A 22,824-nucleotide genomic window follows, 5' to 3' on the forward strand; every position below is an offset into this window, starting at 1 on the left:
TCTAAAGATGGAAAATTCAAAGAAGATCAAGTTGTTATAGGAATGGCAACAGATAATAATGGTATTCCGATTTTTATAAAAGTTTTTAAAGGAAACACAGCAGATTCAAGCACAATGATTCCTTTTATTGAAGAAATGAAGAAAAATTACAATCTCAAAAAAGTTACTATTATCGCAGATAAAGGAATGTCAATAAACAAAAATCTCCGTTATTTAGAGCAAAAAAACATTGATTTTATAATTTCTTATAGGTTAAAATCATCAAGCAAAGAATTTAAAGAATTTGCACTTGAACAAGAAGGTTATATTGATATAAACAAAAGCTTGAAATACAAAGAATATCACTATAATTCCCATTGAAACGGAAAAAGAGTAAATGAGAAAATTAGAAGAAGAATCGTTGCTTTTAGTAAATCAAAAGCAAAAAAAGATTATGAAGATAGACAAATATTAATTAAAAATTTCCAAAAAAGACAAAACAAAATTGGAAGAGTTAGTGCAGAAGAAATTATAGGAATTAAAAAATATAAATTTTTTAAAAGAGTAGGGAAAATGGAATTCGAACTCGATTATGAAAAAATCATAGAAGATGAAAAATTCGATGGACTCTATGTTTATGAAACTTCTAGACTAGATTTAAGTCCAGAGCAAATTATTGAAATATATCACAAACAATGACAAATTGAAGAGAATTTTAGAACACTAAAAAACACACTAAAAGTTAGACCAATTTATGTATGAAAAGATTCTCATATTTTAGGACATTTTATACTTAATTTTTTAGCGTTAGTTGTATTAAAATATTCCATTTTCTTAATAAATAAATTTTATAAAGATAATGGTGTTGTAGATAAAATTACAAATGATAAATTCATTGAAGCATTTAACTCTCAAACAAGTGTTGTAACTGAATTTAAAGGTGAAATAATTAAAGTAGAAACCTTAAATTATAAAACCGACGAAAGCAACGATAATATCAAATATTGATACGACATAAAAAGAGTTTTATCAAAAATGGTATAAAGAAAAAACAAAAACAATAAAATCAACCAAAAAAATGGTTGATTTTGTCTTTTTTGCTATTAACTGGGAAACTCGGGACTATGGGAATAATTTTATCTTTAAATTCTATTATATTAAGAAGTAATGAAAGTCTATTTAAACAAAAATTTAATGATTTAAAATTTGTTCTTTTAGCTTTTGTAATTAGTTTTGTTGTTCTTTTACCAGTTACTTACATACCAGAATTTTCCAAAGTGTTTAATATGAATGTATATGTAAATTCATTTAATAATTGAATATTTGCATTACCATTTATTTTTGGGTTAGTACCAACATTTTTTATTGAATTTATCAAATTAATTAAACTATTTGTAAATAAAAAACTTAAAGTCAATTAAATAAACTTTAAGTTTTTTTCATCATTATTTTAATAACTTTAAATCTCATTTAAAGTTTGAATGAAAATAATTATTTTGTATTTATAGAAAGTATATCATTTACAGTATTTACATCCATAAGTTCTAAGTTGTCTGACTTATCAATTGAGTAAAAATCAACTTTAATTAAATTAGATTCTCTTGGTTGAGAATAAAGCTGAAATTCATTATAAAAAGGAAGAATATAGACCTTTTTATCTTTTTCATTTATATAAACTTGACTTACAGAAAATTGAGTTTTAGGAATATAAATATTTGCAATTAAATCTTTATCATTAAAATATGTTCAATATTCTCTTCTGTATTGCTCAAAATTATTTCTAACATATTCTGAAATAAAAGGATCTAATCAATGAGAATAACTTCTATAGTTTTCTTGAGTTATTTTTATTGATAAATGGTCTGAATCTTGTTGTTTTTGAGAATCGAATAAATCTTCTAAAAGAGATTTTTTAGCAGATGAATCTTCTAATGTTAATTTATCAAAATAAAAATCATTCTTTAAATCTTTTGTATTTATAAATTCTTTATATTTAGATTTAACATCATCATTGTTAAGTAAATCTTCTCTTACAACTTTTTGATTAAATAATTCTGTTGTTTCATCACTATCGTTAGGTTGAAATTTCTTGAAATCTTCATCTGTATTTATTATAGTCCAACTTGTTTTTCCTTTTAATTTATTTCTTGCTAAAAATGAAATTGAATAATTATGATTAGGATCAGAATTTTCATCTAAGTGAAAATTAGGTTTATCTATAATATAAAACTTATTTTCATTATTTTTATAATATAAAGTTCTGTCATCATATAATAAATTTCTTGAAATTTTATTTGTGTGAAAAACATAAAGATAATTTTCTTTAAAGAATTTGTCTTTAGAAGTATTATCGTAATTATCTTTTAAAAATTTATTAAATGCTTCTCTTTCTTCTTCTGTAATCAGATGATTATAACTATCTACTTTGTCAAATCTTCTTGGAAATTTCAGTGAAACTTTTTTTTCATCATAAAGAAATTCTTCTTTTATAAAATCATTTTTAACTTTATAAGCTGAATTCACTACTAAATTTCTGTATTTTTCCTGTAATTTAGATTGTTCTAATTGCTCTTTTTCTTCTTTAGATTCTTGAGCACAAGAAACAGCAATAAAAGAAAATGGCAAAATTAATGAAGAAGATAGGAATAACAATTTTCTTTTTTTAAATTTTTTCATATTATTCTCCTTTATTTGATTGCAATATTATTATATAACTTTATTTGCAAAAACTGAAAAAAATTTAATTTTTTAGAATAGTTTTTATTAAAAATGTGAATTTTTATGAATAATTTAACATTTTAACTTAAACTTCCAACTTTTAAAATAATTATCTACTTTCTTATACTTTCAATAATCTTATAAAGAAAAACTTAGAGAAAATTCTCTAAGCTTATTAAGTTATTTTTTAGTTGCAATAATGTATGCTGTTTTTATTTCTGAATTTAAACTTTCACCTACAGGAGCAAGGAATTTATATTCTACATTATAAATGTCTTCTGGAGGTGTATTTTCATCAGGTTCTAAACCATAAACGGTTTGTGTTTTTTGTTGTGATTTATAAAGGTTTTTTGCTAATTTAGAACTGTTTTCAGTAGTTTCTACTTTAATAGACGAAAGTTTTGGATCATTTTTAAGAATTTCTCCATCTAAACTTTGTAAGATGGAAATTTCTTCAGCATCTTCATCATTTGTTTCTTTTACTGTTGTAGTTGCATCATTAAAATAGAATTTTTCAAAATATTCATAAGTAGATTTAAAAGCAGGTGTATAGTTAACATAGTCAAAGTTTCTTAAATTTGGAAGTGCTTCAAAGTTTAATTTATAACCACGTCCTGACTCTTCCACAAAGTTATCGTCTTTTTGCACATAATTATATCTAACATTTTCAGCTGATTCAAAAATTAACTCATCAACTGAATAATCATCACCTTTATAAAGATTATCATAAAGGTCATCTAATAATTGATTTGCCAAGTTATCATCGATATCTTTTGTAATAATTCAGGCATCTAATAATGTCATATTGTTTTTTGGTCTTATTGCTCTTACTGTAGTTCCATCTTCAACGTTGCTAAAATTATCATTACCGTTGAGTGCATCTAAAGCATCACCATTATAAATAAAACCTACTTCTTGTTTTACTCCAGAGTCAATTAAAGCTGTTAATAATTCTAAACCTGAACTTTTAACACTGTTAATTTTTGTATCAGATAAAGGATGATTTGTTGATTTTTGAACAATTTCAAGAAATTTATTAATTTGCTCTTGATAGTTTTCTTTATCAACAACTCCTGTATAACCATTATTTTTAAGTTTTGGATCATTTACTAGCTCACTACCTAAAAGTAGATTATCTCTCATTGCTTCAGTTCATTCAAAATATTTGTAACCATTTTGAATTAAAGTTTGAGCAATGGATATAGAATCTTGTTTATCAAAACGAATACCTTTTTCTCTAATTTCTTGTTTTTTAGCATCGTCTCAAGAAGCTACTGCTTCTTTTAATTGTACTTTTTTACCATCTTTATCGTAATCACCAACTGTATAAGTGAAAACTTTATCTTGAATATAATAAGGGATTAAAAATTCTCATAATTGATCTTGAATTCCATCACCATCAATGTCGATAATCCCTTTGCTTTTATCACCTTCAACATAAAGAAATTGATTATAATTATCTAAATGTTCTAAAGTTTCTTTTCTTAAAAGTGATTCTATAACTTTCCTTTTATTATTAATGTTTTCTTGTGCACTTAAATTAGGATTATGTTTTAGTTTATTTGCAAGTGCTTTATTTTTTCTAAATAATCTTTCAAAATCAATTTTTCTAATTAATTGTTTTTGAATCATTCTAACAATTTGGAAATCTGAACCAACTCCACCAATAACCCTATTATCTTCTATAGCTTTAGAAAATTCAGAAACATCACCAAATTCTTTATAATTAAAATGTTTATTTAAACCATCAACTGTGCTTTTAGAAAGATAGTTTTGATAGTTCATAATAATTGGTTTAAAATTAGCAGTTGTTTTAATATAAGTTACTCCAATAACTGTTGGAACTAAAACTAATGAAGAAGCTGCGATTGTTCATTTTGCTTTATTTGATAATGCCATTTTTTACTCCTTTTTTGGAATTTTTAGTTTTATAAACTATATAAACAACATTTCCCACAACGGTAAAAAGTAACATAATTGCACCTAAAGCAAGTGCTCAGGTTTTAAAAGTTCCTTGATATAATTCGACCCCTATTGTGGAAACATTAGATGTAATTCTTGTGATAATAAAATCATCAAAAGAAAGAAAAGCTACAATAATGAACACAAAAGAAATAGCAGGAAGCATATATGTTAAATAAATTTTAAATCAAGTTTTTATTCTTCCGTATCCCAAGTCTAAAGAAGCTTCAAAAAGGTTTTTAGAAAATTTTTCACTTCTTGGATATAAAAGCATAATCCCGTAAGGAAGAGTCATAGTTACATGACTAACAATTGCTCTTATCATTCCTTCTTCAGTAGCTTTTAAAACTCCTAAAACAAGTGAAAGCAAGATTGCTAGTGAAATAGCTGTAATAATATCTGGGTTAATTAAAGGGATGTTAGAACTTGTATTAATATAAGTTTTTACACTTTTATTTTTTTGCTTTCATAAAGCAAAAACGGTAATTAACGAAATAAATATAACAATTATAGCTGTTGCAATAGCTATGATAAATGAGTTTGCAAGTGCAAGTAATTTTTCTTGAGATGCTAAGTCTTCATAACCTTTTCAACTAAATGTATTTCAAGTAGTAGAAATAAGTTCTTTATCAGATGGTTTGTTAAAAGAAAAGATTAAACCAAAAAATATTGGTGTATAAAAAAGAATTAAAATTATTCAAATGTAACTTTTTCTTAAAATTTCATACTTTTTAAAAAAATCTAATAATCTAGTCATTTTTAATTCCTTTCAATTTTAATAATACAATTGGAAAGAAATAAATTATTGCATAAATTCCCATCATAACTACAATAGTAATTAAAACTAAAGATGATGATCTTGCAAGATCAAATGGGTTAGATGGATTAGCGTTAATATTAATTAAGTTTCCAATTAGTTGATTTTGACCACCGTTTGGTAGCAATTTATCAGAAATAATGATTGAAGTTGCTGCAAGTAAAAATACTAATCCAATACCTGAAAAAATAGCTTTTAATCCATAAGGTAAAACTATTTTAAAAAGTGTTTGAGTTTTATTGTATCCTAAATCTGCAGAAGCTTCTAAAATATTTTTAGGCATATCTCTAAAAACTGTATATAAAGGAATAATCATAAATGGAAGATTTAAAAATACTAAACCTAAAATCATAAATCAAATAGTATTTAAATCTGCTTCATCAAACATTGTTACAAAAAGAGCTCTTAAAGAGAATGTTTTTGCTATTGTGAATATAATCAAAGGCGAAACAATAAGAGAAATTGAATAAATTTTAAACACCTTTGATTTTGCTGTTGAAACATAAAAAGCGTAAGGTAAAGCAATTATTAAACAAATAATCGCTGTTGCAATACCTACAAATACAGATCTTCCTATAATTACTCATGTTTCTTTTTGTTGAATTAATAAATGATTATTAAAAGTTTCACCATCATCGGTGGAAATAGGTGCTACTGCTTTAATAAAAAGTAAAAGTAACGGCAACAATATGAAAATAATTGAAAATAAAATATAAGGAATTGATAAAGAAAGTCTTGGATTAAATCCTGACTTTATTTTTTTCAAAATATTAGTTATCATTTGCTAAAAAGCCTTTACGATCTTTTTTCATTAAGTGTAATGCTTCTTTAGTTCAATGAACATAAACATTTTCACCTATTTCAAAATTTTCAATTGTTTCAGCTTGAATTATTTTGTTTCCTACTTTTACATTTATAAAGTAATATGACCCTTTATAAGTACTTTTTTCCACAACACCAAAATAGTGACTTCTCACTTTTCTTGATAAAACTATGTCTTCAGGTCTAATTAAACCATCTAGTTTTTCATCTTTTGCAAAATTTGTGTGGATTGTTTCAACTAAGTGATTTAAAATCATTACTTTTCCTGGTTCCACAAATTGTGCATCAAAGAAGTTAGCATCACCAATAAAGTTTGCTACTCATTTATTTACAGGATAATCATAAATGTTTTTTGGTGAATCATATTGTTCAATCTCACCATCTCTAATTACTGCAATTTTATCTGAAAGTTCTAAAGCTTCATCTTGATCGTGAGTAACAAAAATAAAGGTAATTCCTAATTTTTGTTGAACTGATCTTAATAATTGTTGCATTTTTTGTCTAATTTTTGCATCAAGTGCTGATAATGGTTCGTCTAATAAAAGGATTTCTGGTTCAATAACTAATGAACGAGCTAATGCTACCCTTTGTTTCATACCACCTGAAAGTTCACTAATATTTTTATTTTCGTTTCCTTCAAGACCAACTATTTTAATAATATCTGAAACTTCTTGTTCCATTTCTTGTTTAGTAATTTTTCTAGTTAAATATCTTTTTTGAAAATGTTCTGTTTTTGTATTAACATAATTTTCTCAATAAGAATATTTAAAATCAGAATCATCCAATCATCTTTGGATTTTTGCTTTTTTAAGTTTAGAAAGTTTAGAATCGTTTAATTCTTCTTTATAAATGGCTTGTTGCTTATCAATTTCAGCCATTTTTTCATTTGCGTGTTTTGTTCATTTTTCTTTATTTTCTTCTAATTTTTTAAGTATATTTTCATTTATATTTGTTTTTGGATAACGTTTTAATTTAAGTCCGTATTTAATATTTCCAGAAACTGTCAAGTGAGAAAATAAAGCATAGTCTTGGAAAATAGTAGATACATCTCTTTTATTAGCTGGTAAGTCTTTAATATCTACCCCATCAAATTTAATTTCACCACGAGTGGTTCACTCAAAACCACCAATTAGTCTAAGAATTGTAGTTTTTCCTGAACCTGAAGGTCCAAGTAAGGTAACAAAATCACCTTTTTCAATTTTTAAATTTACATTATTTAAAACTTTTTTCTCACCAAATTCTTTATCAACATTTTTTAATTCAATGAGAGTCTTTTGTTTTTCTTTTTGAATCATAAATAAATAAACCCTTCTTTAATAATTAAAATTTTTTTATAAAATATCAAAAACCTCATTATCTAAAGGAAAAAAATCCTTCTCTAATGAAGAAAAATGGGATAATTATCAAAAATATTTTGAGAAGTTTCTGTAGGTAAAAACTTTAAATCAGAATAAACTAAACTGATAAATTTATAAAGTTTTATTCTCAAATTTCCTAAGTTTAAAAATTTCATATTGCAATTATACCAAAATTCAAAAAATGCATTAAAAATTAAGAAAAAAACAATCCTTAAAAGGATTGATAATTTATACTAATTTAAATATTAATGATCCTTCAGCAATTATTGAACCTTTAGCTTGAAGTAAATATGAACCTAAAAAATCTTTTATTAAGTTTTCATCCATATGAGTTGGATGAGGATCATTATTATTAGCTTTATTATATTTAATTAATTTTTTGTTTAAAGCAACTACTCTAATGATGTAAAGATTTTGAGATCCATCACCATCTTTTTTAGGTAATAATATTTTTTGAGCATCTCTATTTGCATTTTCATTATGAACATTAAAATTAAGTTCAAAAGTTGAGTTTAAAATGTTTTTTGAAGTTTCTTGATCGTTGTAGTACTCTTCACCAACAGAAACAAACATTTTATTAACAACTGCAGGATTTTCAATATTGATTTTGCCACCTAAAATTTTAACTTTATTTCTATATTCTGCTTCATTTTCGTTTTTTACTGGACTATAATCTTCAATTCAGTACATATATGACTGTGCTTCTTCTATTTTATTTCAACTTAATCCAAAAGTTTTTAATTGACTTAAATCATTTGAAGTGCTTGTTGAAAAATAACCAGTATTTAATATATTATTTTGGATTGCGTTTGATTTTATTTCAAGTTTTTTAACTTCATTTGAAGCATATAAATTTCCATTTGATTTTACAGAAGGATGTTGTTCATATGCAAATGTTAAAACGCCTTCAGCAATAGTTTTGTCTTTAATAGCATCATAGAAATCACCTAAATAATATTTATCGTGATTTGATTTTACATTTAATTTTGCTTCACTTAAAGCAAAAACTCTAACTTCATAAATGTGTTCTGTTGGAGGAAGTGGACCAAAATATATACTTGCATTGTGATCCATCATTTGGTCATTTGAATTTATGATTTGTTTGATTTCACTGTTATTTTGTTGTGTTACTGAATAATTTTCTTCTAAAGAAGTAGTGGTTGATGGTATATCAAAAACACCTCAATGTGTAAAAATTCTTCCCATTACTTCTGTTGCTGTTTTATCAACTAAAACAACAGCATAAGATTTAGCATTCTCTACTTTGTTTCAACTTAAAGGTAAACTTTTACCATATGAAGTTGTTGAATAATAGTTTGGATCCTGTTTTGCTGCATATTCTTCGTTTAAAAAACCATTTGTAATCCCTGAACTTGTGACAGCAATTTTCCCCATTGCACTTTCTTGAATTCCAGTAGTTGAACCTGGTTCTTTATTTACATTTCCTGCATTTGTATTTCCAGGGTTTGTTGGTTCTTTTTCAGTTGTGTTACCTTCTTTTTCAATTTTTGTTTGTGAACAAGCTACAAAAGCAGCATAAGAAAAAGGTAACAACATCGATGATGAAAATAATATTGTTTTTTTATTTTTTTTATTCATTTTGCCTCATTATTGTTAATTTATTTTTATAAATTATATTATTTTTACATCAAAAAATAAAAATAAAATTTTTTTTAAATTGAAAATTAGCGAACTTATATTTAACTTTTTGACTATTTCTAGTGCTTGATAAAGTGTTTTCTTAATATTTTAGAACTTATAACTAAAAGTGGTAAGGAAACAAAAAATAAAACATAAGAAAGCAGATTTAAACCAAAAGAAAAAAGAAAATAAAGTATTTCTAATTCTTTTATAGGTTTTAAATACTCTTTAAAATATATATAACCACTAATCGAGTGCGATAATAAAATTAATATTGTTATTGCATAGCTAAACAAAATTAATTTTAAATTTTTTATTTTTTTAAACATCCCTATTAAAGCAATTAAAATTAAAGGTAAAAAATAATCTAAAAAATAAACTCCTATTTTATCTTGTATATTTTCAACATAAAAAATTCCCGATATAAAAAAAGCACTAAAAATAGGTGAAATAATAACAAGATAAATAATAACAGGAATAATAGTTATTAAAACTCCAAAAGTAATTGAACTTATTAAAATAACTATTTCATGAATTTTTGCTATATTTCCCAATCCATTTGGTAAATCTGGAATAATTTTTTCAATAAATTTAGAAATAACAATTAAAGCCAAAACAAATGCAGAAAAAATGATTTCTTTTGTTCTAGACATCTTTCCTTTCTGATGCAAGAAAATAGCAACTCCTTACGCCGGCATTAACCGAATCAAGTTAAAAGGGTATAATCTCAGCTAAAAAGCACCCCTGTGCATCATAAAAATTATACTATTTTTTTCTTATTAGTAATAAATTATGTAAAAAAATTCCACTTTGATGGAATTTTTTTCTGTTTAACTTAATCTAACTATTATCTTAATTAGTTCTTCTTTACTTAAAGAATCAACACCTGAAATTTGCAATTTTTCTGCTATTTTTACCAATTGTGCTTTATCTAATTTGGATAATTTTTGTTTTAATTCTTCTTTTTTTGGATCTTGTTCTTCTTTTGTAACTTCAACAGTTTGTCCTTCTTTATTTAAAGGTTCTTTTATATTTTTATTAGGATAAATATTTTGTTTTTGAAAATCTTTTAAAATTGCATTTAAATCAAAATTTTGTGTAAATTTTTGAAATTGTTCATATTGATAAGCTAAAACAAAAGATCTTTGAATTGATCTTAAAAGTTTTCATGGATATCACATAATCAATGAAAATACTGCTAATATTGTAAATAAAATTATTGGTGTTATAAAAATAAAACTTTTAGTATTTGCTGCATTTCTTATTATTGGTTCTCTTATCAATAAACTTACAAATCAAATTAAAATTCAAATTAAATAAAAAGATAAAAGGTTTAATCCACCAAGAAAAGAAAAGTTTTTATTCTTGTTTATTTTTGTAAATGAATTGAAAAATAAAAAAGTAACTATAGAAATTAAAAAAGTAGAAGTTACTGAAAAAATTAAAATTGTTTGTAGAAAACTAGCGAAAGTTGTATTTTCTTCTTGTGAATAATTACTATAAAAAATAGCTGTCACTACAAATAAAGCAGATGAAAGAATAATCATTAAGATTAATATACTACTAAAAAATCATAAGCTATTTTTATATTTATCTTTTTCATCTCATAGTTCTTGAAGTGTTTTTTCTGGTTTTAAAATCATTTAGTCTCCTTTTGTGAATATTATACCATTTTATTTAAAATTTGGCAATCATTATCTTTAATTGCTAATTTCAAATTCTTTTGGCAGTGGTGCATTAAAAATCATTTTTTTGCCATTAGGATGGGTAAATTCTATTTCATAAGCATGTAATCTTTGGTTAAATTCATCGACTTTCTTTCCATATAGTGGGTCTCCATATACTGGGTTTTTAATATATGCCATATGTACTCTAATTTGGTGAGTTCTTCCTGTTTCTAGTTCACATCTTATTAAAGAAAAGTTTTTTTGATTATAAGTAAAAAGTTTTTCTAAAAACACATGTGTAATTGCTTCTTTCGAATTTTGTTTAATTACAGTCATTTTTTGGCGATGAAGTGGGTCTCTACCAATTGGTAAATTTATGTGCATTATTTCATTGGAAATAAAACCTTCAACAATAGCTTTATATTTCCTTTTGATTAAGTGATTTTTTAACTGTTCTGCTAAAAAGGAATGACTTTTGTTATTTTTAGCAACAATCAATAAACCTGATGTGTCTTTATCTATTCTGTGTAAAATTCCTGGTCGCATTTGTCCATTAATATTTGATAAATTATTATTAAAATAATATAATAGTCCATTTACTAAAGTTCCTTTTAAATTCCCAGGAGCAGGATGAACAACCATACCCGTTGGTTTATTAATAACAATTAAATCATCGTCTTCATAAATAATATTTAAGTCCATTTTTTCTGGTTCAACATTAATTTCTTTTACAGGAATTTCCTTTATATAAATTTTTTGATTTTCAAAAACGATAAAATTAGGTTTTAAAACTAATATTTCATCATTTATATAAACGTTTTTGCCTAAAATTAATTCTTTTGCATCATTTCTAGAAATATCAGAATTATCACTAATATATTTATCGATTCTTTCTTTATATTTAACTTCTAATACTAATTCTTCCATATTTTAATATTTTACCTTTGCATCTATATCATCTAAATCTGTTACTATATTTTTGGTTTGATCTAATCATTTTCTTAAAACTGTTTTTTGATTATTTCTTTTTATAGAAATTGTATCTATAATTCCTGTTCCAAAGGATAGTCCTTTTTCATTTTCATCTCCAAAATATCCACCTCAGAAAATTCCTACAACTTGTCCAAATTGATTTAATACAAGAGAACCACTCATTCCGTGACCACTATATATACCAGGTAAATGGATATTTTCTTTAAGAGAAGTATATTGTTTATTATCAATTTCTTGAATTCTGTAACTATCATTATCATATTTTAAATATGGTGATTGACTAACTTCTACATATTCATCACCACCTAAATAACCAGCAAATGTTAGTTCCATTGGTAAAGGTAATAAGTTATTTTCACTATTAGCTGATTTAGGAAAGTCAATTCTGTCTGTTATTAAAAAATTTAATTTGTGTTCATCATAATATTTAGCTTGATCTGGTTTAAATTGTTCTACATAAGTAGGTTTATTAAATATATTTCTTACAACCTTATCTTCTGGAAAAGTTACTTTTATAAGGGCAAAATCTGTATATTTGCCTTTTTCTGGAGAATTTTCTCCTAATGGAATGATTTCTAAATGTTTTCAAAATTCTTCTGCTTCTTTTGTTATGTAAGGTGATTTATTAATGTTGTAAGCATAAGGTTCATTTATTTTACGATCAAATCTTCTAAATACTTGTGAATATGAAACTCCACTAGGTGTAATAGGGGTGTTTATATGAGGTAAACTTCTATATTTTGAATTATAACTATAAGCAAATGAAGAAACTTTATCTTTATATTTTAATAAATCAGAAACCACATGTATATTAGTAGCTAAATAATATGTATTGGTATTTTTTTCTTTATCAAAAATTCAAGCTGTCCCACTTATAACTCTTGAAGTTTTAGCATTGTCATTAACAATATAATGAATGGATAATGTTCTAGATTTTAAATCATCTAAAATTTCTTCTTTGCTTTTAATTTGTCCATTTTCTGGAAAGTCAACAGCAATATTATTTTTGTCAGAAGGGTTTCCTTCAAAAGGAATATATAACCTATTTTCATCACCATTTCAATTTTTAATTACAAAATTTAAGCTTTTATTAAAAATTTCAAATTTTGAAGAAGTTGAATAAAAGAATTTAGCATAATCTACTCCAAAAGGAGAAAATCTGTTTTTAAATTCATTGCTTTCAAAAAAATTCTGAATTTTGTCACCTATGGTTTCATATCTTAAGGTTTTATCACTAGAATTTAAACTACTTACTACTAAATCTTGTTTAGTTTCTATATTGTATGATTTATTTATATAATTTTTATTAATTTTTGTAAATTCAAAAATTTTGGAACTTATTGTATTAAAATTAAATACTTTAAAATTAAATACTTTTTGGATTTTTGAATTTTTTTCAGTTATCAGGATATCTATATTACCATCTTGATCATCGAGTGTTTGAGTTAATATTTTAAAATCAAATTCGTTAAAATTTACATTGTTATTCAAATTAAAAATTTGGTTAAAATTAGAAATTTTTGCAGCAGAAATTACAGATGGAAAAATATCATTAGCATTTTTATTTAATTTAAAATAATCAGTTACATTTTCATTAAATAAAATCGTTTTTTTATTCAATATTTCTTGTTCATCTTTAAAAGAAACATTATTAATAGTTATAACTTTTCCGTAGGAATAATCAGGAAATGAAGAGTGAGTAAGAGTGAAAATTATGCTAATTTTCTTTGTAATAGGATTATAAGTGTTATTGAGAACCTCTATTTTTGCTTTATAATTTTCATTTTCTTTTAAAATTATTTCTTTAGTTTTTGTTGATGAGTTTGTTTGAATATTAAATTTGGCATCATCTAAAGTAAAATAATCTAAAAAGTTTTCAGATGTAAGGGAATTATGATTTATTGAAGATAACTCTTGTAATCTTGTTAAAGATAAATTTTGTAAAGCATTATTAATTCTTGTTTTAAATCTGATGTCTCCTACTTTTGTAGATTTAAAACCAGAAACTATAAATTCTTTTTCTCCTGCGATAGTTTCTGTTCTTTTATACTTGCTTGTCATTTTAACTTTAATTGTTCCATTAAAGTCATCTGCACTATTTGGTACTTCTTCTAAATCAATATCAAATTTTTCTAAAATATCTGTGGTTTCTATATTCGGTTTTATTCTATAACTTAAATAACTTCTTAAATATGAAATATTATCTGGTTTTGAAATTTCACTTGGTAATATTTCATCTAAACCACTTTTTGCTTCAATGGCTATAAAATTATCAACACCATTATTTTGAATTTTAGTGTTGTTTCCATCGTTGTTGTTTATGAAGTCATCATAACTATTTTTTATAATGAAATAGGAACCAACAACTATTGAAATAACCGGGATTGCTATTATAGAAGATATTCCCAACCAAAAAAGTCCTTTTTTATTTTTCTTTTTATTTTTTTCCATTTTTCACTCTTTTTATGTATAATTTTTATTATTGGCTCATTGGTGAAATGGTAGACACAGGAGATTCAAAACCTCCCGCAAGAGATTGCATATCGGTTCAAGTCCGATATGAGCCACCATTTGTTTTTAAAACGCCTTTTTGAATAAAAAAGTTAGTTAGAGTAAAATTTCTCTTTTATTTCTAACTAACTTTTATTTTGAAATTTCTAAAATTTCAACTGAATATTTATCAGGAGCATCCACATCAACTTTTTCACCAACTGAATGATTTAAAACAGCTAAAGCTAATGGTGTTATATTGGAAATTTTTAATTCTTCAGGATTAGCATCCAAAGAACCTACGATTTGTACTTCAATAATATTTCCTTCATTTTCTTTATTTTTTGCTTCAAAAATTCTTAATTTAACTTTTGAACCAACAGAAACTACATTATTTTTTTCAACTTCAACAATTACTTTAGCTTTTGAAATAATATGTTCTAATTCTGTTATTCTTGCTTCAAGTAATCCTTGCTTTTCTCTTGCTGCATCATATTCAGCGTTTTCAGAAAGGTCACCTTGATTTCTAGCATCTTTAATATCTTCAATTACTTTAGGTCTTTCAACATTAATAAGATTGTGCAATTCTTCTTTAAATTGGTTTAAACGCTCTTGTGTTAGTAGAATTTCATTATCATTTTTTTTCTTCATTTTGCCTCCAATTTATATTCAATTTTACCAAATTAAATAACTATTAATAAAAAAGTATTAGAAATTTTTATATAGTTATGTTTTAAATTTTTATTTTTAACAAATTCTTTGATTTCTTTTGTGAAACTTTTTTTATTTGTTTTCAAAACAAGCATTCTGTTTTCTTTTAATAAAGAAAGCATTTTATCTCATTCAATTTTATCATTAATATTTGCTGTATCTATGAAAACAAAATCTAATGAGCAAGAATCTAAAGAATCAATATTAAAATTATTAATATTCATATTAAATCTCTTTTGCAAGTCATTTATTTTGGAACTGCTTAAAAAGGAATTTAAATTTTGAAGTTGTTTATTAACTACATAAAATAAAAAACCTTTTTCTTCAACAAAAAGTAAATTTTTGTAATTATTTGCATCAATAGTATTCATAAAAAATTCAAATTCTTCTACCATTCACTCTGTAGCATCTTTTATTTCTTCTTGAATTTCTTCTTTAAGAAAATGTTTATTTTCTACTTCGAACTTTTTATTTTCTTCTTTATATTTTTGAATTTCTTTATTTGTATAAATTTTTAAAATAAAATAAATTAAAAATCCTATAAATAAAACAACAAACATAGAAGTAATTAGAATAATTTTTCAAATTTCCATATTATTCCTCTTCTAGTTCATATGAAAGAAATTTAAATATGTCTATTTTAGTATCATTTAAATAGAAATTTTCTTTATTTTCTTCAATGAAATCATCAAAAATATAATTAGCAATATCATATTCATCTTCTTCTAAATTGCTATAAATTCCTTTATCTTCGTCAAATTTCAAAACATTTATAGAGTTTTCTTCATCTAAGAAAAATATTAAATTTTCCCCAACAACATCATTAGAAAACAACATTGTTATTTTTTGGGAAATTTCTTTCCCTGTTTCATCAGTAAACATTAATTCTGTTTTTCTACTTTTATCATTTAAATCTATTTTCATATTATAACCTTATCAAATAATCTTCTAAAATTAGTTGTGCTGCTAATTTATCTTTACTTTTTTTTCTTTTTTTTCTTGATATGCCTGCTGAAATCATTATTTCTTCAGCTTTTTTTGTTGTTTCTCTTTCGTCAATTAAAATCACAGGTAAAAGAAAAGTTTTTTCTAATATGACTTTAAAATTCTCAACCATAATAGTTCTTTCACTTTTGTTTCCTGTCATTTTGAGTGGATAACCTAATACAAATGTATCAATTTCATATTCATTTAAATATTCACTTATTCTTTTAACTACTTTATCAAAATCATTTTCTTCAAACCTAAAATTTTCAAGTCCAGTTGCTAAAATGTTAAATGGATCACTTATTGCAAAACCACATGTTTTAGTTCCTAAGTCTAATGCTAATTTTCTCTTGTTCATTTAATTTTTCAATATAGAAATTATATTTTTCTCTGAATCTAAATTATTTTCTATATTTCCTTGAGCTAAAATTGAACTTCCACCACCAGAACCTTTTACAAATTTTAAAATTTTATTAAATAATTCTTTACAATCTTCTATTTTTGAACTTATAGTTAATAGTAATTTTTCATTTTTTGCAGAACCTAAAATAAATGTTATTTCTGGATTGTTTTCTCTTAAACTAGCTGCTAAATTTTTTATTGTGCTTGCTTCTAAATTTAAATTTATATAATATTTTTTATTATTAATTTCTATTGGGTTTATATCTAAATTTATGTCAATATTTTGTGAAGTTTTAGATATATTTTTAAAATCTTCTCTTGCTTTTTCAATTAATTCATTTACTTTTTTAAGTGTTTCTCTATCTCCGTTATTTTCAAAATCAGTTATTTTATAATTTGGTTCTATTTTTTGAATTTTATGACATAAATTATTATAAATTTCTTGATTCTTATCAATTTCTTGCTCAAAATATTTAGAAATCATTTTATTTGATGTTATAGCTTTAATTCTAAAAATCCCAGTTCCTTTATTTTCTACTGATACAATTTTAAAATCTTCTATTAAACTTGTATTACAAATATGGGTTCCACCACATAAATCGGTAGTAATGTTTTTGAATTCAACAAGTCTAACATTATTTTTATCCATATATTCAGCTTCTTCAAGCGTCATTATAGCATTCATTTTTTCTGCTTCTTTTATAGAAGTTTCTAAATATCTTCTATCAACTGAACTTTTAATGTAAGAAATAACTCTATTCTCGATTTCATCAATTTCTTTTTCTGATGGTTTTTTATCTAATGGGAAATCAAATGTTAATCTATTTTCATTATTATCTGAACCTAACTGCTTAATAAACATTCCATATTGTTCTCTTAATGACTTGAATAATAAGTGAGTACTTGAATGATTTCTTTCTAAATTTACTCTATTATCTTTATCAATAAATAATTCTACCTCTGATTTTTTGTTCAATTTTCCTTTTATAACATGGACATTATTTTGAAACTTATCTTTAAAAACTTCTATTACTTTAACTATGTTGTTATCTTGTTTTATAAATCCTTGATCATGTTTTTGACCACCGCCAGTTGCATAGAAAACAGTTTTATCAAAAATAACATAACTTAAATCTTCATCAGAAGTAAAATCAATTTCTTTTTCAGAAGAAGCTAAAAACTTAATTTTTGCTTTTAATTTACTATTTTCATAACCGACAAATTCAGATATTTTGCCTTTAATTAAATTTAAAGAATTTATAACTTTTTTCATCCCTTGTTTTTTCTCTCCACGAGAAATATCAGCATGTTCCTTTTTATATTTATCAAATTGAGAAATATCAAGTGATACGCCTTTTTCTTGAAGGATTTCTTGAGTTAATTCAATCGGAAATCCATATGTTTCAAATAATTTAAAAGCTACTGAAAAATCAAAATTTCCTTTATTTTTTTCTAATTCTTGATCTAAAAGTTTTTGTCCTTGTTCGATGGTTTGAGAGAATAACATTTCTTCATTTTTTATAATTGTTTCTACTTTTTTAACATCAATTTCATATGGTAAAGTATCTTTAACAATTTGAGTTAATTTATATAAAAAGGTTTTTTCTTTGATTCCAAGTTGTAAACCAGCTCTATAAGATCTTCTAATTAACCTTCTAATTATATAACCACGAGAAACGTTTGATGGTTTTACTCCATCATTTATAGCATTAACAATAGCTCTTATATGATCTGCAATAATTTTAAATTTAATATTAAAAAATTCTACTTCTTTATTTTTAATAAAATAGTTATTTGGATCATATTTATAAGAAGTCATTTTTTCAACTTCTTTAATAATTGGTAAAAATAAGTCTGTATCAAAATTAGTTGGAGCATCTTGTAAAATTGATACCAATCTTTCAAAACCAGCTCCTGTATCAATATTTTTTTGTGCTAACTCTGTATAGTTATTTTCACCATCATTATTAAATTGAGAAAAAACGATATTTCAAATTTCTATATATCTATCATTTTCGATATCTTCTTTTAATAATTCAATTCCTCTTGAATCAAATTTTTCACCTCTATCGAAAAAAATCTCAGTACATGGACCACAAGGACCAGAACCAATATCTCAAAAATTAGTCTTTCTTGTTCCTTTGATAATATGAGATTCATCAATTCCTAAAGATATTCATTTATTTTTAGTAATTTCATCCTCTTCAAAGTATGTAAAATATAATTTTTTTAAATCAAAATTTAAGCATTTAGTTAAAAATTCATAAGCATATTCGATTGCTTCTTCTTTAAAATAATCACCGATTGAAAAATTACCCAACATTTCAAACATTGTATGATGTCTTGTAGTATAACCCACATTTTCTATATCATTAGTTCTTAGTGATTTTTGAGAGTTAGTTAAACGATTTTTTGGTGGTATTTTCTTTCCTGAAAAATAATCTTTTAAAGTTGCTACACCTGAATTTATTCACAACAAAGAAGGATCATTAACTGGAACTAATGATTTTGTTTCTACAATTAAATGATCTTTTGATTCAAAAAATCTTAATCATTTTTCTCTTATTTCTTTTGATGTTAACATTTTATCTCCTTTATTATAAATAATTAATTTCCTTGTTTTTTCTGTATATTTTGTCTATAATTGCTCCTCCAAGACATTTTTCGCCATCGTAAAATACTACTTGTTGCCCAGGAGTTACAGCTTCAGAACCTTGCGGATAAAAAACAGTTATATTTTCTTTATTTTCAGATATTTCTATTGTAACCGGAATGTCTTCTTGTCTATATCTGAATTTAGCTGTGATGTTATTCATATTAAAATCTCAATTATTTAAATTTAAATTAGTTGCTTTTAATTTATCTGATATTAATCATTCTTTTTCTGATGCTGGAGCCACATAAATAATCTTTTTTTCTATATTATGACCGACAACAAAGAAAGGTTCTTTCATACCACCAAGATGCAACCCTTTTCTTTGTCCTAAAGTATAATACATAGCACCTATGTGTTCACCAACAACCTTATTATTTCTTATATCAACAATTTGTCCCGGTTGAGAAGGGATGTAATTTTGCAAGAAATCTTGAAAATTCCTTTCTCCGATAAAGCAAATTCCTGTAGAATCTTTCTTTTTGGCTGTAATTAGACCTAATTTTTCTGCAATATTTCTAACTTCTTTTTTCTCTAAATTTGCAAGTGGAAATAATGTTTTAGAAATTTGAAAATTATTTAATTGAGCTAAAAAATAAGTTTGATCTTTTTCTTTATCCTTTGATCTAAATAAAAAACCATTTTCTGATTTTGCATAATGACCTGTAGCAATAAAATCGCCTTCAAATTCTTGTAAAACAAAATTTAAAAATTTGTCAAATTTTATATATTTATTGCATAAAATATCAGGATTTGGAGTTCTCCCTTTTTTATATTGTTCAATAAAGTCTTGAAAAACATATTCTCAATATTCTTCAATAAAGTCTTTTCTATATATTGGTATATTCAATTTTTTTGCAACTTCTTGAGCATCAGCTCAATCATTTTCTTGTGGACATTGTTCTTGATTATAATCATTGCCTAAAATATCATTATTTATTAATGAATCTCAATTTCTCATAAATACACCAATAACTTCATGACCTTGCTCCTTTAATAAGTGAGCTGCTACCGATGAATCTACTCCACCAGATAATCCTACAATAACTCTTGCCATAATAAACACTATTATAATAAAAAATATTAAATTTAAGCCTATTTTGCTTAAATTTTTATATTTTTAATATTTTTCCCTTTCAAAAATTAAAACTTGATATTTTGATAACTTAATATTATTTTTATTATTTACTTTCAAGTTTGAACTTGAATATTTTAATTTATATTTTTCTAAATTTAAGATTGATCACTTGTTTTTATTTGTTAAATTAATAAGAATTAATATTTCAGTTCTAATAAAATTAATTTTATATTTTAAAATTGAAATGCTTGGAAAATTTAAAGAAATTTTTAAATTTTTAGAACTATCAAAATCGCTAAAAAATAATTTTTTAAATTTTAGTAATTTAATAATTCAATTTCATAAAGACTCTTCATTAGTAAAATTATCATATAAATTATTGCTTTTATAATTTTCAGGTTTTTTGAAATAATTTATTTCATTTTTATTAAATCCAAGCCCTTTATTTCCAAATCAAGCAAAAGATGTATTATTATTTTTAGCACTTAACTTTGATCTAACATTAAAATAAGATTCCGGTGTAACTCCTTTGTATTCTAAAAATCTTTTTCTATAACTAAAATCTTTTTCATTTAGTTCATCTTCGCTTTTGAAGATAATATTTTCCTGACCGATTTCATCTCCTTGAAAAAAATAATTATTATGATTATTTAAAATAAAAACAGAAAAAATCATTTTCTTAAAAGCAAGCATTTCTTCTTTGTCTTTGCAAGCACAAAGTCTAGATGCTATTCTCCCATAAAATTCATTATTCATTACAAAAGAAGTTTTTATATTAGTTTTCAATATTTTTCTAAAAAAAAGAAAGTTTTTTAATCAATTATACTTAGTTAAATAATCATTTGGATATTTTTTGTGAAGTCAGTATTCTGAATAATAATCTAAAAATAATTCATCAAATTTAAAATTTGATAATATATTCGTCTCTAAATTATGTTTATAAAAGGAAAAATCTAAAGAAGCAAAAATTTTAATTTTATTATTAATTAGTTTTATATTTTCAATTAAGTCGTTAATTATAATATGAGAATTTTCATTATAATTAATTTCTGGTTTATTTATATATAAAATATTTTTAAAAACTATGCCATCAATTCCTAATTGATTATAAAAATTAATAATTTCTTTAAATTTTTCTTTTTTTTCAGTTCTTAATCATTCTAAGTCAATAACTTTAGTTACATCTTTTTTCATTATAAACTCAGAAGTTTTACTAATTTCCTGTAAATCTTCTTTATTTTTGCTACTATAAATTGTTTTATAATTGCTAAAATTTTCAAAATATTTATCAGATTTTTTAAAATCAAAAACCATATTTACTTTTATATCTCTAGATTTAAAAATGCTTATCATTTCTTTAAAATCTAAAATATCTCCATAATGGATTTTAATAAATTTTGGATCTTTAATTTCTTCATAGTTATCTAAAATAGAAGGAATGATTATTTCATCGATTCCTAATTCTGAAAAATAGGATACTTTAGAAGATATCCCTTTATAATCCCCAACACCTGAAGATGTTGAATCATAAAATTTTGTATTTAATATTTCATAATAATTTTTTCTTATTTCGCTTCTCATTATAATAATAATTATATTTTAATTTGTTTAAAAATTATAAATAAATTAAAAATGTTTCAAAACCTTCCTTTTCTTGCATTTTTCCTGATTTTATTAAAAAATCTAATTCAGATAATTTTTTAATTATGTTAAAAACATACTTTTCATCTTTTCTATTATTTTTTAAAAATTCTTTTGCTTTTTTAATTCTAAAAGGATGAATTTTTATTTTCTCAGCAAGTTCTTTTTCACTAATTTTTTTATTGTCAAAATGAATAACTTGAAATAAAACATTAAAAAAAGAAAATATTTGACCAATTAAATTATTTATTGAAAAACCTTCAAGTGTTTTTTCTTTATAAACCTTTCAAATTTCCTCTATATTTAAATTTGATAAGGAATTTATTAATGCAAAATCATTGTCTAGATCAGTTAAAAAAACCAATTTTTGAATACTTGTTTTAGTAATTACTGTATTATAAATTAGCAATTTATCAATTTCTTTTGAAATAAACATTAAGTCATTTGGTAAAAGTGATGCTAAATATATTAAATCTAATTCTGAAATTTCTCCCTTTTTAGCTTTTATTATTTTTTTGATATATTCATTTTTTTCTTTAATATCTATTTTATTTAATTCTTTATGGAAAGAATTTGACAATAAAAATTTAAAGAGTGATGAATTTATTATTTTTCTCTCTTTTTTTTCAAAAAAACAACTAAAAATAATTACTTTTTCTTTATTTATTTTTATGGAATTTAATAAATCTATTAATTTATTTACTTCTGGATTTAAAAATAAATCAGTATCTTTTATTACTAAAACTTCTTCATTAATAAAAATGTCTTTAGAATCTATTTTTTCAAGCAATTGATCAAAAGAAATTCCAGAACAAATTGTGATTTTGTGGTTTGGTAATTTGGAAATAATTTTTTTTATTTCTCTATTTATTAAAAACTGTTCATTACCATAAAAAAAATACATT

At 23.7% G+C, this 22,824-nt stretch carries 20 protein-coding genes, 1 tRNA gene and 1 riboswitch; of the genes, 3 read left to right on the plus strand and 18 right to left on the minus strand.

From position 1 onward, the window contains the following. Both ACXX84_RS00005 and ACXX84_RS00010 read left to right on the plus strand, forming a co-directional pair. Nucleotides 1–1,023, plus strand: a 1,023-nt coding sequence (locus tag ACXX84_RS00005) for an IS1634 family transposase (RefSeq protein ID WP_458572692.1), incomplete at its 5' end; no start/stop codon positions are given. Nucleotides 1,024–1,103: 80 nt separating this feature from the next. Further along, the gene (locus tag ACXX84_RS00010) at nucleotides 1,104–1,400 is read left to right on the plus strand and encodes a cation transporting ATPase C-terminal domain-containing protein (protein WP_458572693.1); all 297 of its coding nucleotides are present in this window, start codon (nucleotides 1,104–1,106) and stop codon (nucleotides 1,398–1,400) included. 70 nt (nucleotides 1,401–1,470) lie between these two features. Here ACXX84_RS00010 and ACXX84_RS00015 read toward each other — a convergent pair whose 3' ends face one another. The 10 genes from ACXX84_RS00015 to ACXX84_RS00060 all read right to left on the minus strand — a co-directional run bounded on the left by ACXX84_RS00015 (nucleotide 1,471) and on the right by ACXX84_RS00060 (nucleotide 14,408). After that, nucleotides 1,471–2,655: a hypothetical protein gene (locus tag ACXX84_RS00015; RefSeq protein ID WP_458557478.1), complete on the minus strand. Its 1,185-nt coding sequence runs from the start codon at nucleotides 2,653–2,655 to the stop codon at nucleotides 1,471–1,473. Nucleotides 2,656–2,877: 222 nt separating this feature from the next. Further along, nucleotides 2,878–4,596 (minus strand): hypothetical protein, encoded by a 1,719-nt coding sequence (locus ACXX84_RS00020; protein WP_458560487.1) that lies wholly within the window; start codon nucleotides 4,594–4,596, stop codon nucleotides 2,878–2,880. Next, nucleotides 4,580–5,416 carry an ABC transporter permease gene (locus ACXX84_RS00025; RefSeq protein ID WP_458572694.1) on the minus strand — a complete coding sequence of 279 codons (837 nt, stop codon included), beginning with the start codon at nucleotides 5,414–5,416 and terminating at the stop codon, nucleotides 4,580–4,582. Before ACXX84_RS00025 ends, ACXX84_RS00020 begins: the two co-directional genes overlap by 17 nt. After that, on the minus strand, nucleotides 5,409–6,242 hold the full coding sequence (locus ACXX84_RS00030) for an ABC transporter permease (protein WP_436359081.1): 834 nt from the start codon (nucleotides 6,240–6,242) through the stop codon (nucleotides 5,409–5,411). The genes ACXX84_RS00025 and ACXX84_RS00030 overlap by 8 nt, the downstream gene beginning before the upstream one ends. A gap of 4 nt (nucleotides 6,243–6,246) precedes the next feature. Further along, the gene (locus ACXX84_RS00035) at nucleotides 6,247–7,593 is read right to left on the minus strand and encodes an ABC transporter ATP-binding protein (protein WP_458572695.1); all 1,347 of its coding nucleotides are present in this window, start codon (nucleotides 7,591–7,593) and stop codon (nucleotides 6,247–6,249) included. A 291-nt stretch (nucleotides 7,594–7,884) separates the two neighbouring features. Beyond that, entirely contained in the window at nucleotides 7,885–9,255 is a 1,371-nt protein-coding gene (locus ACXX84_RS00040; RefSeq protein ID WP_458572696.1) for a YbhB/YbcL family Raf kinase inhibitor-like protein, read from the minus strand. Nucleotides 9,256–9,374: 119 nt separating this feature from the next. Further along, nucleotides 9,375–9,950, minus strand: coding sequence for a hypothetical protein (locus tag ACXX84_RS00045; protein WP_458572697.1), 576 nt, complete (start codon nucleotides 9,948–9,950; stop codon nucleotides 9,375–9,377). A gap of 12 nt (nucleotides 9,951–9,962) precedes the next feature. Further along, nucleotides 9,963–10,053: riboswitch (TPP riboswitch) on the minus strand. Between the two features lie 74 nt (nucleotides 10,054–10,127). Beyond that, on the minus strand, nucleotides 10,128–10,940 hold the full coding sequence (locus ACXX84_RS00050; RefSeq protein ID WP_458572698.1) for a hypothetical protein: 813 nt from the start codon (nucleotides 10,938–10,940) through the stop codon (nucleotides 10,128–10,130). 57 nt (nucleotides 10,941–10,997) lie between these two features. Beyond that, complete coding sequence (locus ACXX84_RS00055; protein WP_436359075.1) at nucleotides 10,998–11,891, minus strand: RluA family pseudouridine synthase; 894 nt, start codon at nucleotides 11,889–11,891, stop codon at nucleotides 10,998–11,000. Between the two features lie 3 nt (nucleotides 11,892–11,894). Beyond that, nucleotides 11,895–14,408: a DUF31 family putative serine protease gene (locus tag ACXX84_RS00060; RefSeq protein ID WP_458572699.1), complete on the minus strand. Its 2,514-nt coding sequence runs from the start codon at nucleotides 14,406–14,408 to the stop codon at nucleotides 11,895–11,897. Between the two features lie 33 nt (nucleotides 14,409–14,441). Between ACXX84_RS00060 and ACXX84_RS00065 the strand changes: the two genes are divergently transcribed. Continuing rightward, a tRNA-Leu gene (locus ACXX84_RS00065) sits at nucleotides 14,442–14,527 on the plus strand. 73 nt (nucleotides 14,528–14,600) lie between these two features. Here the strand turns inward: ACXX84_RS00065 and greA are convergent. Genes greA through holA form a run of 8 tightly spaced genes read right to left on the minus strand, consistent with a single transcriptional unit; the run spans nucleotide 14,601 to nucleotide 22,823 of the window. After that, nucleotides 14,601–15,098 carry a transcription elongation factor GreA gene (gene greA, locus ACXX84_RS00070; protein WP_436359073.1) on the minus strand — a complete coding sequence of 166 codons (498 nt, stop codon included), beginning with the start codon at nucleotides 15,096–15,098 and terminating at the stop codon, nucleotides 14,601–14,603. A 32-nt stretch (nucleotides 15,099–15,130) separates the two neighbouring features. Then, nucleotides 15,131–15,751, minus strand: coding sequence for a BC85_0335 family putative methyltransferase (locus tag ACXX84_RS00075; protein WP_436359072.1), 621 nt, complete (start codon nucleotides 15,749–15,751; stop codon nucleotides 15,131–15,133). Nucleotide 15,752: 1 nt separating this feature from the next. After that, nucleotides 15,753–16,082 (minus strand): hypothetical protein, encoded by a 330-nt coding sequence (locus ACXX84_RS00080; protein WP_436359071.1) that lies wholly within the window; start codon nucleotides 16,080–16,082, stop codon nucleotides 15,753–15,755. Nucleotide 16,083: 1 nt separating this feature from the next. Next, entirely contained in the window at nucleotides 16,084–16,503 is a 420-nt protein-coding gene (gene ruvX / locus ACXX84_RS00085) for a Holliday junction resolvase RuvX (RefSeq protein WP_436359070.1), read from the minus strand. Then, nucleotides 16,504–19,131: an alanine--tRNA ligase gene (gene alaS / locus ACXX84_RS00090; protein WP_458572700.1), complete on the minus strand. Its 2,628-nt coding sequence runs from the start codon at nucleotides 19,129–19,131 to the stop codon at nucleotides 16,504–16,506. It lies immediately after the preceding gene. A gap of 13 nt (nucleotides 19,132–19,144) precedes the next feature. Continuing rightward, complete coding sequence (gene mnmA, locus ACXX84_RS00095; protein ID WP_458572712.1) at nucleotides 19,145–20,260, minus strand: tRNA 2-thiouridine(34) synthase MnmA; 1,116 nt, start codon at nucleotides 20,258–20,260, stop codon at nucleotides 19,145–19,147. Between the two features lie 60 nt (nucleotides 20,261–20,320). Continuing rightward, nucleotides 20,321–21,859, minus strand: coding sequence for an alpha-amylase family glycosyl hydrolase (locus ACXX84_RS00100; protein ID WP_436359068.1), 1,539 nt, complete (start codon nucleotides 21,857–21,859; stop codon nucleotides 20,321–20,323). A gap of 34 nt (nucleotides 21,860–21,893) precedes the next feature. Continuing rightward, a complete protein-coding gene (holA, locus tag ACXX84_RS00105; RefSeq protein WP_436359067.1) occupies nucleotides 21,894–22,823 on the minus strand; it encodes a DNA polymerase III subunit delta in 930 nt (309 codons plus the stop codon). Between the last annotated feature and the right edge of the window lies 1 nt (nucleotide 22,824).

It is taken from the genome of Mycoplasma sp. AC157 (genome assembly GCF_054343415.1).